Source organism: Clostridium tetani, from assembly GCF_900167265.1.
In the GTDB taxonomy this organism is placed as follows: domain Bacteria; phylum Bacillota; class Clostridia; order Clostridiales; family Clostridiaceae; genus Clostridium_G; species Clostridium_G tetani.
This window is the reverse complement of sequence record NZ_FUWT01000004.1, coordinates 142,974-159,711: the sequence shown is the minus strand read 5'-3', so window position 1 is coordinate 159,711 and position 16,738 is coordinate 142,974. Positions and strand designations below refer to the sequence as shown.

The window sequence follows — 16,738 nt, the reverse complement described above, 5'->3', positions numbered from 1 at the left end:
CATATATTATTCTCCTCCAGTACCATATTCTATTGAAATAGCGTGAGCTATTCCTGGAATACTTTCTCCCTGCAAAGAAGAAGTTGTGCTTAAAAGTGCTCCTGTTGACACAAGAAGTACCCTTTTAAACTTTCCTTCCATAAGCTTTTTATAAAGATATCCACAAAACACCACTGCTGAAGCTCCACATCCACTTCCACCAGATGCAGTTCCTTGTTCTTCATGATTAAAAATTTCATCACCACAATCTATATAATTTGATGTTAGATCATAACCTTGATCTTTTAATAATTCTATGGTTATTCTTTTACCAACCTTACCTAAGTCACCTGTAGCTATTACATCATAATCCTTTGGTGTCCTACCTGTGTCTTTAAAATGATTATATATGGTAGAAACAGCTGCCGGTGCCATAGATGCGCCCATATTATTTGCATCAGTTATTCCATAATCCTTTACCTTACCTATAGTAACATAGGTTACATAAGGAAAATTTCCTTCTCTACTTAATACCACCGCTCCAGATCCTGTCACTGTCCATTGAGCTGTAGGAGCTCTTTGTGATCCAAATTCTAATGGATATCTAAATTGTCTTTCTGCAGCTGAAAAATGAGATGAAGTTGCTGCAACAACATTATTAGCAAAATCTCCATCTATAGTCATAGAAGCCATAGCCAGAGATTCTGACATAGTTGAACAAGCTCCATAAAGTCCTATGAAGGGTATATTCATATCTCTTGCTGCAAAACTTGATGATGACAATTGATTAAGTAAATCTCCTGCAAATAAAATATCTATATCATCTTCCTGTAAATTTGCATTTTTTATACTTTCAGTTACTGCTGTATATAAAAAATTACTTTCTGCCTTTTCAAAACTATCCTTTCCAGCTAAATCATCTTGTATTATTTTATCAAAATACATATTCAATGGTCCTTCTCCTTCTTTAGGACCAACTATACTGTATGTGGATATTAGTTTGGGTTTTGTTTCTAATTTTAATGTTTGTTTTCCTATCTTCTTACTCAACTATTAACACCATCCTTACTAAATCTTAATATCTATGACAGTAATTTAATAAAATAATAAATTAATCCTACTATCCAAGAAGAACCTATTCCATATACTAAAACAGGTCCAGCTATGGTAAACATGTTTGCAGCTACACCAAATACATATCCTTCTTTTTTAAATTCCATAGCTGGTGATACTATAGAATTAGAAAAACCTGTTATAGGTACAACAGTTCCTGCTCCTGCAAAGTTTGCAATTTTATCGTATACACCAATACCTGTAAGCAATGCTCCTATAAAAATCATAATTATGGATACATATGTGCCTACATCATCTGCTGAAATTCCTCTACTTAACAGATAATTATTAAAAAATTGTCCTATGACACATATTAATCCACCTACCCAAAAAGCATTTATACAATCTTTTAATAAACTCTTTTTAGGCTGTACCTGATCTACTAAGGTGTCAAACTTTTGTTTCATTTTATTTTCTTTTACACTCATGTAACCACCTCTAAATTAATAAAATACTTTTTAACTTTATAGATATTATGTTTATTTTATGTATTAATCTTTTTTTTAACCAAAAAAGTAGGATAATTTATTACCCTACTTTTTCACCAGTTACCTAACTTTTCCTTCATGGTTTTTAATACTCTTTTTTCTATCCTAGATACTTGTACTTGACTTATACCTAACATTTTTGCTACCTCTATTTGAGTTTTATCTTTAAAATATCTTAGCATTATTATTTGTCTTGATTTGGCATCTAATTTTCCTAATGCCTCTTTTAAAGCTAATTTGTTTATTATATCACTATCCTCTGAATAATTTTCACTTATCTTATCTATAAGCATTATAGGTGCTCCATCATCTTGATGAATTACATCATGTAGATATTGAAGGTTACTAGAAGATTCCATAGCATAAACAATTTCCTCTATTTCTAATCCTGTATACTCAGATAACTCCTCTATACTTGGTTCCCGACCTAATTTTTTACACAGTGTTTCTCTATGATAATAAAGTTTTCTAGCCATTATCTTTAGACTTCTACTTACCTTTATTATTCCATCATCTCTTATAAATCTTTTAATTTCTCCCATTATCATAGGTACAGCATAGGTGGAAAATTTCACATTATAGCTTGAATCAAAATTATTAATAGCTTTTACAAGACCCATGCATCCTATTTGATATATATCCTCATAGTCATATCCTCTATTGAGAAATTTTTTACTTATAGCAGATACCAATGGTAAATTTAATTCTACTAGTTTATCTGTGGCTTTCTTGTCCCCATTTTTAGCTTTTTCTAATAATAAAATATTATCATCATAGTCATAACTGCTCTTTTTTACTACTCCCTCACTCATAAATTTCACCTAACTTAATTATTAAAAATTTTTTTCATAATAATTTTTGTACCCTTATTTTTCTCTGATTTAACTTCTAATTCATCCATAAATGATTGCATAACTGTAAATCCCATTCCTGATCTTTCTAAATCTGGTCTTGATGTGTATAGAGGTTGCATTGCTAAATTTACATTTTCTATTCCTATACCCTCGTCCCATATTATTACTGTCAATTCTTTATCTTTTATGTAAGCTTCAATTTTTACGGTTTTATCGCCTTTATTTTCATATCCATGAATAATGGAGTTAGTAACTGCTTCTGAAACAGCTGTTTTTATATCAGTTAACTCATTTAAAGTAGGGTCTAGTTGAGATGCAAATGCTGCCACTGTTGCCCTAGCAAAGCTTTCATTTTCTGATTTACTTAAAATCTCCAATTTCATCATATTATCAAACATATTTATTTCCCCCCATTAAATATTTTCTAAAGCTTCTTCTAAGGTATTAAATATATTTATTATTTTAAACATACCTGATAATTCAAAAACCCTTTTAATATTTTCGTTTACATTTATAAGGCACACAACTCCATCTTCATAGGATAATTTTTTAAACCTTCCAATTACAACTCCTATACCTGAGCTGTCCATAAAAGTTACTCCAGAAAAATCCATTATTAATTTATTTATATTATCTCTAGAAAGTCTATCATCAATTTTGCTTCTTACTTCTTCTGCACTATGATGATCTAATTCGCCAGTTATTTGAGTTATTAGCTTGTCATCAATCTTTTTAAAGTTTATATCCAAAATTAATCCCCCCATTTTGCATTATGTTTTTACTAAGTCCTTCTCTTTTACTATTCTACATATTACATTTTTTTCCTCTTTTTATTTTTATCTGTTTTATTATTATTTCCATTTATATCAAACTTTATACACACCACTTATAAAATAACTAACAAATAACAGTGAACAATAGATAATTATAGATATTTTTTCAATATTGCATACAATGGTAAAGCCTGTTATAATAGTCATATTAAAAATATAATAACTTGCTAGGAGGCTGATTTTATTGGATTTATGGCTAAAAGAAGGTCAAATTTCAGATGCTGTTATGACCTATAAAATAAAAGAAACCCTTGTTAGGAAAAAGACTGAATATCAAGACTTGGCTATAGTAGATACTTATGCCCTTGGAAGAATGCTTGTTTTAGATGGCATAGTTCAAACTTCTATTAAGGATGAATATGTATACCATGAAATGATAACACATATACCTCTTTACACTCACCCAAATCCTAAAAAAGTTTTAGTTGTTGGTGGTGGAGACGGTGGTACTATAAGAGAAATACTAAAGCACCCATCTGTAGAAAAAGCTGTGCTTTGTGAAATAGATGAAGAAGTAGTTAAAGAATGCAAAAAACATCTTCCTGAAATAAGCAATAATGCTTTAGAAGATAGCCGTTGTGAAGTTTTCATAGGAGATGGAATAAAGTATGTAAATGAACATAAAAATGAATTTGATGTAGTAATAATAGACTCTACTGACCCCTTCGGAGCAGCTGAAGGACTTTTTGGTGGAAGCTTTTATGGTAAAATATCAGAATGTCTAACAGAAGATGGTATATTTGTAGCTCAAACAGAAACTCCTTTCTATTTACCTGAAATAGTAAAAAGAGTTTATGATGATTCTAAAGCAGTATTTCCAGTTACAAAACTGTTTATGGCTGCTATTCCTACTTATCCATCAGGGTATTGGAGCTTCACTATTGGATCTAAGAAACACGATCCTGAAAAGGCACCAGTTCCAGAAGTTTTACCTTTTGAAACCAAATATTACACTCCAAGACTACATTCAGCATCATTTGTTTTACCTAAATTTGTAGAAAACCTTATATTCGCTAATATTAGCGAATAATTAATAATGAACAATTAATGAAGCTCTTCTTCCTTACGTCGGAAGAGCTTTAATTTTATTTGGTTTATTAAGTATATTTGTCTCATATGAAGCTAGTTAAAATTTAATTAATATCGAAGGTATTTTAGATTTATCTATTTTATAAAAATCTAACTAAGCGTAAAGATTTTATACAATTAAATTTTTTTGTAATGATAATGGAGAAAAATATCCATAATTATTCATTCTTTATTGTTCATTATTCATTAACAATTATCTCTTTTTCTTCTTTGGTTAAATTAAAATAATCATATAATTCTTCTTCTGAAAATCCCTTTTTAAAATATTTAGGTATTTTCATTTCCATAACGGTGTTGGGGTAGTATTCATATAAGTTTTCACCTAATTTTTTACCGAAACATTGAAAGTAGAATTGATATATTTTGCTATTTAATATCCGTATCAAAAATTCATAATCATAGTTCGTATCTTCTTTTATAAACATACAATATACATCTGCACTAAAATAATTTCCCCTATCCAATACAAATATATTATCTTTACTCTTATATGGAAATATTATTTTCTCACCTTCAAAAATTTCTTTTTTTCTTCCCCATTGAAGTTCATACCATTTTCTTATTTCTTTTCTACATTCTCTTCTATTTTTTAATTTATCAACATATTTATATAAATGCTTTATTATATTAGGATACTTTTTTTCATCATCTATTTCGTTAGAGTATATCAAAAACATATCTTTACTTTCTATACCACTTCTTTTTATATGACTACTTTTTATCCAAGGTTTTATTATATTCTTTTCTAATCCTTTATTTTGTATATCTTCTCTATTTACTATAAAAGCCTTATCACATCCAGAAATTATACCCTGATAACTATTACATATTTCTTTTAAAGATATTTTGCATTTATTTTCTATCTTTTTTAATATATTTAATTCTTTATTATCAATTAAAAGCCATCTATCTTTTTTAAACTCTTCTGCTTCTTTCAAAAATCCTCTGTGTTTAACTTCTTTGTCATAAATTATACTTTTAATAAATTCCTCTTTTTTATAATTACTTCTACTGGGTTTTAAAATTTCAACTTTTCTATTATTATATATATTATTTTTGTCTTTTTTAGTAAGAAAAATAATACATGGATCAATTCCTACATTTTTAAAAGGTCGTATACCGTAAAAATCCACAATTCTATTTATATAAAAATTATTTGCAATGTATTTTCTTAAATTCTTTCCACTTTCTGATTCTAGAAAATATCTGGACGTAATAAAAGTTATTTTACAATTATCCTTTCCCTTGTCAAAACTTCCTTTAAAAAAACAATAGGATAAATCACTTTTATTTATATATATTTCTCCATAATTCTCTTTTATATTTTTAAAATATTCTTTTTCTATATCTTTATGACCTATATAAGGCGGATTACCAATAAATATATTAAATTTTCCTTCTATATCATCTGTTAAAAAATCTTTATTTTGTATATTAGAAAATATTATATTATTTTTATAAAAAAAATCTATAACTAGTATCTTTAATGCGAAGTTATCAATATCTATGACATGCAAATTATTTTTAACTATATGATTTTTTATATTCTCCATAGATAGTTCCAAATTATTTTTTTTATTTATTTCATCTAAACTTTTTACATATATGTTAATTAAATAATCAAATATAGCAAATATAATATTTCCACACCCACTAGAAGGATCTATTATTTTTATATAAGGATTATTTATTATATCTTCTTTTTTTATTGTGTTCTTTACTAGATAATTTGATATCTCCTCTGTAGTATATACAACACCATTCTTTTTTTCTATATTTAATATGTAGAAATCTCTTATTAATTCGTTCTTTTTCAAATTATATTTCTTTCTACAGCTTTCCAAAGCAGTATTCTTGTAAATATTATCTATTGGTTGTACAATTACATTATATAAATCTTCTATGTCTTTTAAAAAGTTTATCATACTCATATATATCTCTCCAAGTATATTATTTTTGGTATAGCACAAAATAAAGTATAACATAATTATGGTAGGTGATTTAAGTGAAAAAAGCTATAAGTCTCTTAATTATTTTCTCTTTTATATCTTTATCTACAACTTCTTGTTCTCCTAAATATTCAAATAATGATAAAATCAAAGTGGAGACACCTATAAATAAAAAATATAATGAAGATATTAAAAAGAAAGATGAAACAAAGAGCTTAAATGATAATGAAAAAATTGATGATGAATCTAAAAAAGATAATAGTAAAAATACTTCTAGTAAATCTTCTTTAGAGACTAAAGAAAGAGATTGGTTTTTTGAGCCTAAAAAAGATGGTTCTCCTTCCACAGTTCCTAATGATGTAGAAAATGTAATTAAAAATCATTCTACTTACTTTTTAGGAGATACCAGTGAAAAAGTAATATACTTAACTTTCGATGAAGGATACGAAAACGGCTATACAAGTAAAATTTTAGATGTACTTAAAGCAAATGATGTAAAAGCTGCTTTCTTTGTAGTTACTCCCTATATAAAAACTAATAAAGATTTAATTAAACGTATGGTTGATGAAGGTCATTTAGTTTGTAATCACTCCGTTCATCATCCTTCAATGGCACAAGTTGCTTTAAAAGGTAAAGAAAAATTCAAAGAAGAATTCACGGGAGTTGAAGAAATTTTCAAAGAAGTAACTGGAAAAGAAATGCCTAAATTCTTCAGACCTCCTATGGGTAAATATAGTGAACTTTCTTTAGCTTATACTAAAGAATTAGGATATAAAACCATATTTTGGAGTTTTGCTTATAATGATTGGAATGTTGATAAACAACCGAACCCCGAAGCTGCAAAAAAACGTATAGTAGATAAAGCTCACAATGGTGCTATTTATTTGCTACATGCTGTATCCAAAACTAATACAGAAGTATTAGATTCTGTTATAAAAGAATTAAAAGATAAAGGATTTAGATTTGCTTCTTTAGAAGAATTAAAATAGAATCTAAAAGAGAACCTAAACTTTTATAAGTTAGGTTCTCTTTTTTCTTTAATTACTTTCACTAAAAACTTTGGTATAGAGGATAGTCTTTTTGCCCTAAAAGGCTCTTTTATTACTCTATAAAGCCATTCTAATCCTAAGTTAATCATCCATTTAGGTGCTCTATTTACCTCCCCTGAAATCACATCAAAACTTCCTCCTACACCCATAAATACATTTACATTTAATCTGTCCATATATTTAATTATAAAAGATTCCTGCCTAGGAGATCCCATAGCTACAAATATAGCATGAGGTCTTAATATATTTATGTTCCTTATTAATTCTTCACAATCATCTATATTAAAATATCCATCTCTTTTTCCAACTATATTTAGTTTAGGATATTTTTTATTTATTGTTTGCACAAACTTCTCCAAAGTAGACTTTTTAGCTCCCAATAAATAAACACTTTTATTTTCTTTTTCAAATTTTTCAAAAAGACTTTCTACAAATTCTACTCCTGCTATTTTTTCTTTAACAGGGTTTTTTACTATTTTTGAAGCTAGCACTGTTCCTACACCATCTGGAATAATTATAGAATTTTCTTTTATAAAATTTTCATATAAAATACTGCTATTTAAGCCATTATACAAAACTTCAGGATTACCAGATATAATATGAACTTTTTCAAAATTATCCATGTATTTTAATAGTTCTTCTTTGCTATCTTTAAATACATCATAACTCAATATTTTACTAAACATAATTTTCTCCACTATTAAAAAGCTCCTTCACTTCTGAATACTGAAAATACAGTTTTAAAAAGTATTTTCACATCTAACCATAATGAAAAATTCTTAATATAGGTTAAATCATAATATATAGTTTTTTTAAGTTCAATCTCTCCCCTACCGCTTACTTGAGCTAATCCCGTTATTCCAGGTGTAACTAAAAGCCTTTGAGCATATTCTTTTGGATAGTATTTTGTTACATCTGGTATTTCTGGTCTTGGTCCTACTAAACTCATATTTCCTATAAAAACGTTAAAAAGTTGTGGTATTTCATCTAAGCTACTCTTTCTTAAAAACTTTCCAACTTTAGTTATTCTATTGTCCTCTTTACTTTGAAACACAAAATTAGCTATATCTTCTGGATTTATATCTAAACTTCTCTTCTTCTCAGCATTTACAACCATAGTTCTAAATTTATATATAACAAATTCTTTTTCGTCTTTCCCAACTCTAACTTGCTTGAATATAGCAGGTCCTTTAGAATCTATTTTTATAGCTACTATTAAAATTAAATATATAGGCGATAATATTACTATTCCTATAAAAGAAAGTATGATATCCATAAGTCTTTTTAAAGTAAATTGAATTTTTCTATTCTTTATGTGTTTTTCTACATCTATAATAGGCATATTATTTTCCATAAAATCCTCCTGTATTAAGCAAATGATTTTTCTCTTAAAAAACCTTTTCCGTAATTAACCATAATCATTATTTCTTTTCTATTTATAAATAATATAGCTAAAGACATTATTATATTTATAAATGTATTATGATATAAACCATCTAATGATGCAAATATAATCATAAATAAAGTATTTAATATATAAAAACTTAGATTAAATTTAAACCATAATTTTCTAGATATTAGTGTTCTAACCCAGAAAAATACCATATAAGATATCCCTGTAGCAACTGACGCACCTATAGCACCATATTTAGGAACAAACATATAATTTAAAATATAATTTATGCCTGTAGCTATTATGGAAACTAAAATATTATAATAAGTTTTTTTTGAAAAACTTATTCCAAGTGTTGTAGCTTCCGATACAGTATACATTATAGGATAAAATAATAAAAATGGCACTATAGCTGATGCATTAGCATAATTAGGTGATAATATTTTTATTATTAAATCTCTAAATAATACTATAAATATAAATATAAAGACCATAAAACACATAAGCATATTACTTATACTTATATATTTTTCATTTTCCACATTTTCTTCATACCATCTAAATGCTGTAGGAGTCCAGAAAGTACAAAAAGCTTGCTGTACTATAGCAACTACTGCTACTATCTTAAAAGCAGCCTCATACAATCCTATTTCATGTAAAGTAGACCAATATCTCATAGCCATTTTATCCATAGAATTTAGAAGCCAAGAAACTATAGTAGCTGGTACTAATGGAAAACCATAACAAAGCATCTTATGTATTAAATCTTTGTTAACTTTAAATTTACTTAACCAAAAATCCTTAACAAAAAAACATTCTATAATGCACATTACTATTAAACTAAAGAAATTAGCATTTATTATTCCTTTAAAACTTTTATCTATATAAAGTACATAAGGGACTAATACTATTACATTAGCTAGTTTACTTACTACATTTAATATAGAATATATCCTAGCTCTTTCTTGCATTCTTATCAAAAGTAAATTAAATCTATCTATTATTGAGAAAGGTAGAGAAACCGCCAACATAATCATTACATGTTTTTCCAGCGATTCAAACATCCATATAGATATAGTCTTGTAAAACATCACATATATAGCTCCTATAAAAAAAGAAAATATTAATGGAACTATCAATGAATTCCAAAATAAAGACTTTTTATCATCTTGGGTATTATATTCTCTAGTAAAAGCTTGATCCATACCTAAAAATATAAATAAAGAACTTATACTTAAAGCCATGGTATACATGGCAGCTTTTCCAAACTCTTCTGGTACTACAAAATGCGTAGTTATAGGTACTGTTATAAAGCTAATACAAGCTGATATTATAGGTCCTAAAGAAAATGCGATAAACCTTTTTATAAATTGTTTGGGACTTTCGCTCATATTAATATTCCTCCTAGAATAAAAACTGCACCTATTTTTATAATTACACAAATTTTTCCACTAAAATACCATATACAATATATCAAAAACAAAGTTCTTTTACAATGAAACTATTTTTTATTAACTTTTAGTTTGTCTAAGACACTATTAATTATATACTCCACCTCTGGTATTTTTAATAAATACACACTAATTAAATAAACTACTCCTCCTAAAATAGCTGAAATTAATACTGCTATTAAACTCCCCTTAGTAAAGTTTCCAAATTTATATAAACACATTTTATTTATAAGTATAACTACTAATCCCATAATAATTGATGCTAAAGTTATCTTTATAAAAGATATAAATATGTTAGTTAGATTTATTCCTTTTAACTTCTTATTTAGTTTTACCAGCATAAGTAGGGTTATTATAATAGCTGAAATGGTTGTTGCTAAAGTTAATCCACTTACTTGCATAGTTTTTATTAAAATTATATTTATAACTATATTAATTATAATTCCTATAAAACTATTAATCATAGGAGTTTTAGTATCTTTTATAGCATAAAAAGCTTTGTTTAATATATCTCTTACTCCATATGCTATCATAGCTGGTGTATATAAAAGCAGTGCCTGTGAAGTTAGCTTGGCTGCCTCATCTGTAAAGGCTCCTCTTTTAAAAATTATATTTATAAGAGGCTCCCTTAAAATAGCTATACCAAAAGCCGCTGGAACCATTATTAAAAGTATCATATTTATAGATTTATTAAGTGCAATTTTATACTCTTTTTTATTTTCTTTATTCCCTAACTTAGATAAAGTAGGATATACAATCATTGCAATTCCAATGGCGAATACTTCATAAGCTAAAGTATTTATTTTATTTGCGCAATCCAAAACTGTAACTGCACCAAAATATATATTAGTAGCAAAGGATCTATTTACAAAAGAATTTAGTTGAATAACTGAGGTGCTTATTATAACTGGTATCATAAGCTTAAATAGACTTACAAGTTTATTATCCTTTAACTCTACATAAATACTATAATTATACCCAAGCTTTTTATATTTAGGTATATTTATTATAAACTGAGCAAAGAATGCTACCACTGTTGCAACTGCAAATCCTATTATTCCATATTTATTTGTTAAAAATACTAGATAAATAATATAAACTATATTAGAAACCATAGCCATAGCTGCCGGTTCTAAAAATTCATTATGAGATTGTAAAACTCCTGTAATTACACTTTGAAGACTTACAAATACTAAAGATAATAACATTATCCTCGTAACCTTAACAGCCATATCAAAAACTTGTGGATCTTTTTGAAATCCATGAGCAAAAATATGTATTATATCCTTAGAAAGAATAATCATAACTATAGTTATGATTATAGTAACTATGGTTGAAACATTTAAAACGTTGTTGACAAATTTATCTCTATCATTTTTATTTTGTGCTATATTTTCCGTGTGTAGTGGTATAAAAGTGGTTGTTAAACCGTAACTTATAGTGGTTAATAAATAAACTACACCTAATGCAAAATTGTAAATATCAGTTATATAGGTAGCACCAAATTTAGCAGCTATTAAAGAATCTCTAAAAAGTGCAAATACTTTTCCTAATATAATTAATACCATTACAAATAAAGAACTTTTTATTACTTTTTTATCTGCCATTAGACTTCACTCCAAAGCTTACTATTCTTCAATATATTCTTGTAATGTTTATAATAGCTTTCATGAAATTTATCCATAGAGTATCTATTTAATATGTTTTCATAAAGTCTAATACCTAAATCTTTAAGCTTATCTTTATTTAAGTAACTTTCTTTCATTTTATTATAAATATCATCTACTGAATTAGGATCTACTAAATATCCATTACTATCATTTATAATATCTGGTATATCAGAAACTCTTGATGCTATTATGGGAACTTTTAATGCACCACTTTCCAATATGGCAATTGGAGGCGCTCCCCCTTCACTAAAAGATGTTAGTATTGTTATATTACTTATCTTTATATAATCTTTAACATTACTTTTAAAACCTAATATTATAACCTTATCTTGTAAACTTAATTCTTCTATTCTATTTTTAATGTATCCTCTTTCTTCTCCATCACCTAATAATATTAATTTAATATTATGAAATTCCTTAGATAATTTATAAAAAGCTTCTATAGTATTTCTATGGTTCTTAATAGGATGCATTCTAGCCACCATAGTAAATACGAAATCCTGTTCTTCTACATTTAGACTATGCTTATTAATAGAAGTAAATTTTTCACTACAAAATTTATTAAAATCTATTCCATTATTCACTATAAACTTATTTCCTTTAAAACCATCTTTGTCCGTTAAATCTTTTAAATATTTAGATACACATATATAATTATTAAAGCTTTTTAAGCCTAATATACTAAGGGGTGTAAATAAATAATATTTTAATTTATTATTTAGAAAATCTTGTTTATAATTACTGTGAATAGTCACCACTGTTGGCATATTTATATTCTTTTTAATTATCCAATATAAAAAATTCCCTTTAGCTCCATGAAAATTAACTAAATCTATGTTATTTTTATTTATATACTCTACTAACTTTCCTTTTATTATTTCCTTTGGAGAAAATGCTATGGTATTTGCACCTAATTTTTTACTTTTATAATAAAGCTCTCCTTTACCTATGCAAGCTAGTTGACAGTTCATATCTTTTATATTATTGGTACATATATTTAAAACGTGATTCCCGCCACCACCATTATCATTTCCTGATATAACTTGCAATATATTAATATAAACCACCTACTTTTTCTTTATATCTTATTCCCTCTAAAATAGCAACTAATATCCAGAAAAAGGATATAACCTTAGGTGCTGAAAAAAAGTTATCAATAAAATTCATACATAAAAAAGCAACAAAGGAAGCTAAAAAACCTTTATAAAAATCACCATAAAATCCTTTTTCCCTTCTTACAAAGTAAATTATGTTTTTAAATATACAAATCATCATTGCCAAAAAAGATATTAATCCAAAAACACCTATTTCCGATTGTATTTTTAAAAATATATTATGAGGATGGAAATTTTCCGAAGGGTAATATTCTATCTTTTTATTTAGTTTTAGCTTATAGGTATCATATAAAACTCTATAGTTTCCATTGCCTACACCTTTTATTGGGTGATCTTTTATCATAAGTAAGGCTATATCCCATAGTTTAACTCTAGACATGTTTTGAGATATATCTGTGAATTCTTTTAGTCGATTAAAAATTGAAGGTATGAATATAGATACAGTTCCTATACCTAAAATTCCTAATATAATTTTCCAACTATATATTAGTGTAAGTACCATAAGTCCTATTAAAAATCCTAACCATGCATTTCTTGAATAACTTAATATTATATTGGTAAGAGCAATTAGAGATAATGTTCCATATATGTACTTATCCCTTCTATTCTTTTCATTTAGAAATAGCATAATTAAAGGAAAAACTATTAATATCATAAACATTCCTAAGTTATTTGAGTTCTCCATAGTAGAAAATACTCTGGTTCTAATTCCTGTCTCACTTTTTTGAATAAATCCTATACCTAAAAAATATTCAACTATACCTATTACACCTATTACCCCTGTTGTTAAAAAATAAGTTCTTAAAATATTTTTTATTATCTTTCTTTCATTTAATTCATATTTTACAATAAAAAATAACACTGCATAAGTTGCAAATCTTATTGTTTCACTGATTGCTATTTTTTTATCCGTTGCATAGGTTACAGATATGCCCATAATGCATATTATTGCAAATATAAATAAACTCAGAGGACTTGTAAAGAAATCTTTAAACCCTTTCACAAATCTTTTTCTAGAATCCTTATGAAGAATTATACTTATTAAATAAATTAATATAATTAATGCTAAAATTATATCTCCATTAAAGGGAATACCTTTAAAACTATATTTTCCAGGAAATATAGGCAATACCATTATATAAAGTAAAATTAACACACTTAGTATCTTTCTACTGTTATTCATTTTTGAATCCTTTCTTCTATTTAAATTTTAGATTTTTATATTCTAAAGAAAATTAACACACAGCTATTGATATTTCAATATTGTGTGTTTTAAATAGCTTATCTGGACATCTTTGTATTTTTTTCTATGGCCTTTTTGGATTTAAATATGTAAAAGTTAAATAGGCCTTTTACAAATCCTATTCCATAGCTCATATGTAATATGGGAAATATAAAAAATATATGCTTTTTTATATTTTTATTTTTCTTTATAAGTTTAAATGAAAAAATTATATCACAAAATACATATAATGCTAACTCTAACATCCAAAGATAGAATATATATTTATTAAATAAACTTAATATTCCACCTAATATATTTGTAATTACAAAAGTTGCAGGTACTAAATGTCTTAAAGATGCAGGTTTACCGTGCTTTTGCATAACTCTTACTTTCCAGAATCCGTATTGATAATACTGTTTCCATAATTTTTTTAATGAAGATCTACTATAATAGTAAGACTTTATTTTAGGAGATAATAATATTTTATATCCATTTTTTATAACTCTAAAATTAAGTTCATCATCTTGATTTCTAACTAGCTCTTCATCAAAATATCCTATTTCATTTAAAACTTCTTTTCTGTAACAACCAAAAGCTACAGTATCTACAAAGGTTTCTTCTTGTGCATATCTAAATAACGCATTTCCAACTCCAAATGGAGAACTCATTGCCATAGATATTGAAGCACCTTTATTGTTTTCATTTATAGTTTCAATAGGTCCTCCTACACAACCAACTTCATTAGAAGTTAGAGCTTTTATATTTTCTAAAATAAAATCTTTATCTGCATAGGCATGAGCTCCAAAAATGATTATAGCATCTTTTTTGCTATATCTTATACCTTCATTCATACCTTTAGGTGCGGATAGTCCTCTATTGTCTATTAGCTTTACATTATTATGTTTATCTTCATATTCTCTTATTATATCTCTAGTACCATCATCAGACATTCCATCACATATTAAAATCTCATATAAATCTTTAGGATAACTTTGATTTAAAAAAGAATCTATACATTTTCTAATATAATTTTTTTCATTCCTACAGGGAATAACTACAGAAACTGTCAAATCATTTTTTGAATTCATGCTTTACTCTCCTTAATCTTTATATCTCCTCTTTTATAAGATAATTCTATAATTCCAAATACTATAAATATAACCAAAGTACCTGTTATTACCCCCTTGTGGTTAAATTCATTTCCAGTAACTAAGGAAAATATACTATATATTATAACAGAATTTAAAGCTCCTCTATTATATTGAAAATTGGATTTTGCAAACTTTAATCTGTTTATTATGATAAAAATAAACACTATCGCAGCTATTAAACCAAATTCTACTCCTATTTGTAATAATAAATTATGTGCATGTTCTAAAGGATAGTGGGCAGCTGTTGAATTAAATCTAATATTTTCTGGCATTAATAAGTATCCTTGAAAAGAAAACTTTTTATATGCTTCTGAAAAATTACCTCCTCCTATGCCAAAGGGATAATTCTTCATAATAATTAAATCAGTAAAAATTGATTGCATTCTGGCTACTGCTGATTCATTATTTAAAAAAGATGTTGTAGTTCCTCTATTTATTATATATGAAAAAGCTGGCTTAGCTAAAATTACTCCAGGTATTAGCATAGCAAATATTATTTTCTTATATTTTTTACTTATTAAAGATATAAATAAAACTATAAGATAACACAACCACGCACCCCTACTAAAGGATATAAGTATTGCTAAAGAATAATTTAAAAAGGATAGATATAAAAATAGCTTTTCTTTTTTACTATTTTTCTTGTAAAGTATCATTTCTAAAAGTAATGGAAGTATGGATATTAATATTCCTGCAAATATATTTACATTATGAAATCCAAAGGTTAAAAACATTCTATTCTTCTTTATTAAACTTAAAGTTACACCCTTGCTAAGCAATTGAAAATATCCGTACACACAGCTAAAATTTAGTGCTACAATTAAAAAATAATATACCTTATATTTATCTTCTTTATTAAAATAAGTAATAAAACAAAGCATTAACATTATTGGTGCTAACAGTCCTATATATACTTCTCTTAAACTTCCCAATATTTCTACTCCATAAAAACTACTGTTTATACAAAATATAATAAAGGCTAACATTAAGAATATAAATTTATATGATAAAATATTCTTTGATTTATATAAACCTTTTAAAGTCTTTAATACATCCTTAACACTTGATAGAAATAATATTGTAATATATGTAGTTTCAAAGGTAATTTTCATAAATAATAAGTCAAAGTAAAATAGCCTTCTAACTGTAGTAAATATGGGTAACAAAAGTAAGAATAATAAAATAGACTTTCTTTTGTCTTCATATATTAAATATATATCTAATATTAAAAAGAACAAAGCCACCAAAAGCATCGCTGAATTTTTAATCCCAATCCTCTTAAATGAGATCAAAGTACATATTAACGATATTATGGCTGATATGCCTATTATTTTATAATGTTGTTTTAAATATTTATGTATATCTTCATACATTACCAA

The 16,738-nt window shown here is 26.4% G+C and carries 16 protein-coding genes; 2 read left to right on the top strand and 14 right to left on the bottom strand.

The window, feature by feature from the left end; all coding sequences use genetic code 11:
- Positions 1–6: 6 nt before the first annotated feature.
- From spoVAD to spoIIAA, 5 genes are all read right to left on the bottom strand, one after another.
- On the bottom strand, positions 7–1,029 hold the full coding sequence (gene spoVAD / locus B5D21_RS04220; protein ID WP_011100387.1) for a stage V sporulation protein AD: 1,023 nt from the start codon (positions 1,027–1,029) through the stop codon (positions 7–9).
- Positions 1,030–1,061: 32 nt separating this feature from the next.
- A complete protein-coding gene (gene spoVAC, locus B5D21_RS04215; protein ID WP_011100388.1) occupies positions 1,062–1,520 on the bottom strand; it encodes a stage V sporulation protein AC in 459 nt (152 codons plus the stop codon).
- A gap of 113 nt (positions 1,521–1,633) precedes the next feature.
- Positions 1,634–2,392 (bottom strand): RNA polymerase sporulation sigma factor SigF, encoded by a 759-nt coding sequence (gene sigF, locus B5D21_RS04210; protein ID WP_035109006.1) that lies wholly within the window; start codon positions 2,390–2,392, stop codon positions 1,634–1,636.
- Between the two features lie 14 nt (positions 2,393–2,406).
- Complete coding sequence (gene spoIIAB / locus B5D21_RS04205; protein WP_011100390.1) at positions 2,407–2,832, bottom strand: anti-sigma F factor; 426 nt, start codon at positions 2,830–2,832, stop codon at positions 2,407–2,409.
- Positions 2,833–2,847: 15 nt separating this feature from the next.
- The gene (gene spoIIAA, locus B5D21_RS04200) at positions 2,848–3,183 is read right to left on the bottom strand and encodes an anti-sigma F factor antagonist (RefSeq protein WP_023439235.1); all 336 of its coding nucleotides are present in this window, start codon (positions 3,181–3,183) and stop codon (positions 2,848–2,850) included.
- A gap of 268 nt (positions 3,184–3,451) precedes the next feature.
- On the opposite strand from spoIIAA, the gene speE reads away from it, so the two are divergent.
- A complete protein-coding gene (speE, locus tag B5D21_RS04195) occupies positions 3,452–4,297 on the top strand; it encodes a polyamine aminopropyltransferase (protein WP_011100392.1) in 846 nt (281 codons plus the stop codon).
- Positions 4,298–4,535: 238 nt separating this feature from the next.
- Here the strand turns inward: speE and B5D21_RS04190 are convergent, their stop codons facing one another.
- The gene (locus B5D21_RS04190; RefSeq protein ID WP_414646524.1) at positions 4,536–6,281 is read right to left on the bottom strand and encodes an Eco57I restriction-modification methylase domain-containing protein; all 1,746 of its coding nucleotides are present in this window, start codon (positions 6,279–6,281) and stop codon (positions 4,536–4,538) included.
- An 80-nt stretch (positions 6,282–6,361) separates the two neighbouring features.
- Between B5D21_RS04190 and pdaA the strand changes: the two genes are divergently transcribed.
- Positions 6,362–7,294, top strand: a complete 933-nt coding sequence (pdaA, locus tag B5D21_RS04185; protein ID WP_011100394.1) for a delta-lactam-biosynthetic de-N-acetylase — start codon at positions 6,362–6,364, stop codon at positions 7,292–7,294.
- Positions 7,295–7,317: 23 nt separating this feature from the next.
- On the opposite strand, the gene B5D21_RS04180 is transcribed toward pdaA, so the two are convergent.
- From B5D21_RS04180 to B5D21_RS04145, 8 genes are all read right to left on the bottom strand, one after another.
- Complete coding sequence (locus B5D21_RS04180; protein WP_035110322.1) at positions 7,318–8,040, bottom strand: WecB/TagA/CpsF family glycosyltransferase; 723 nt, start codon at positions 8,038–8,040, stop codon at positions 7,318–7,320.
- A gap of 14 nt (positions 8,041–8,054) precedes the next feature.
- Positions 8,055–8,708 (bottom strand): sugar transferase, encoded by a 654-nt coding sequence (locus tag B5D21_RS04175; RefSeq protein ID WP_011100396.1) that lies wholly within the window; start codon positions 8,706–8,708, stop codon positions 8,055–8,057.
- Positions 8,709–8,722: 14 nt separating this feature from the next.
- Entirely contained in the window at positions 8,723–10,138 is a 1,416-nt protein-coding gene (locus tag B5D21_RS04170; RefSeq protein ID WP_035124382.1) for an oligosaccharide flippase family protein, read from the bottom strand.
- Between the two features lie 110 nt (positions 10,139–10,248).
- Positions 10,249–11,805, bottom strand: coding sequence for a murein biosynthesis integral membrane protein MurJ (murJ, locus tag B5D21_RS04165; protein WP_011100398.1), 1,557 nt, complete (start codon positions 11,803–11,805; stop codon positions 10,249–10,251).
- Positions 11,805–12,935: a glycosyltransferase family 4 protein gene (locus tag B5D21_RS04160; RefSeq protein ID WP_011100399.1), complete on the bottom strand. Its 1,131-nt coding sequence runs from the start codon at positions 12,933–12,935 to the stop codon at positions 11,805–11,807. Before B5D21_RS04160 ends, murJ begins: the two co-directional genes overlap by 1 nt.
- Positions 12,922–14,166: an O-antigen ligase family protein gene (locus B5D21_RS04155; RefSeq protein WP_011100400.1), complete on the bottom strand. Its 1,245-nt coding sequence runs from the start codon at positions 14,164–14,166 to the stop codon at positions 12,922–12,924. Before B5D21_RS04155 ends, B5D21_RS04160 begins: the two co-directional genes overlap by 14 nt.
- Before the next feature lie 98 nt (positions 14,167–14,264).
- The gene (locus tag B5D21_RS04150) at positions 14,265–15,296 is read right to left on the bottom strand and encodes a glycosyltransferase family 2 protein (RefSeq protein ID WP_011100401.1); all 1,032 of its coding nucleotides are present in this window, start codon (positions 15,294–15,296) and stop codon (positions 14,265–14,267) included.
- On the bottom strand, positions 15,293–16,732 hold the full coding sequence (locus B5D21_RS04145) for an O-antigen ligase family protein (protein WP_128993707.1): 1,440 nt from the start codon (positions 16,730–16,732) through the stop codon (positions 15,293–15,295). Before B5D21_RS04145 ends, B5D21_RS04150 begins: the two co-directional genes overlap by 4 nt.
- Positions 16,733–16,738 lie beyond the last annotated feature (6 nt).

Coding starts and splice junctions, on each gene's coding strand:
- spoVAC (WP_011100388.1), bottom strand. CDS start 1,520: ATGAGTGTAAAAGAAAATAAAATGAAACAAAAGTTTGACACCTTAGTA.
- B5D21_RS04170 (WP_035124382.1), bottom strand. CDS start 10,138: ATGAGCGAAAGTCCCAAACAATTTATAAAAAGGTTTATCGCATTTTCT.
- B5D21_RS04190 (WP_414646524.1), bottom strand. CDS start 6,281: ATGATAAACTTTTTAAAAGACATAGAAGATTTATATAATGTAATTGTA.
- sigF (WP_035109006.1), bottom strand. CDS start 2,392: ATGAGTGAGGGAGTAGTAAAAAAGAGCAGTTATGACTATGATGATAAT.
- murJ (WP_011100398.1), bottom strand. CDS start 11,805: ATGGCAGATAAAAAAGTAATAAAAAGTTCTTTATTTGTAATGGTATTA.
- B5D21_RS04145 (WP_128993707.1), bottom strand. CDS start 16,732: ATGTATGAAGATATACATAAATATTTAAAACAACATTATAAAATAATA.
- B5D21_RS04150 (WP_011100401.1), bottom strand. CDS start 15,296: ATGAATTCAAAAAATGATTTGACAGTTTCTGTAGTTATTCCCTGTAGG.
- spoIIAB (WP_011100390.1), bottom strand. CDS start 2,832: ATGTTTGATAATATGATGAAATTGGAGATTTTAAGTAAATCAGAAAAT.
- B5D21_RS04155 (WP_011100400.1), bottom strand. CDS start 14,166: ATGAATAACAGTAGAAAGATACTAAGTGTGTTAATTTTACTTTATATA.
- B5D21_RS04180 (WP_035110322.1), bottom strand. CDS start 8,040: ATGTTTAGTAAAATATTGAGTTATGATGTATTTAAAGATAGCAAAGAA.
- B5D21_RS04175 (WP_011100396.1), bottom strand. CDS start 8,708: ATGGAAAATAATATGCCTATTATAGATGTAGAAAAACACATAAAGAAT.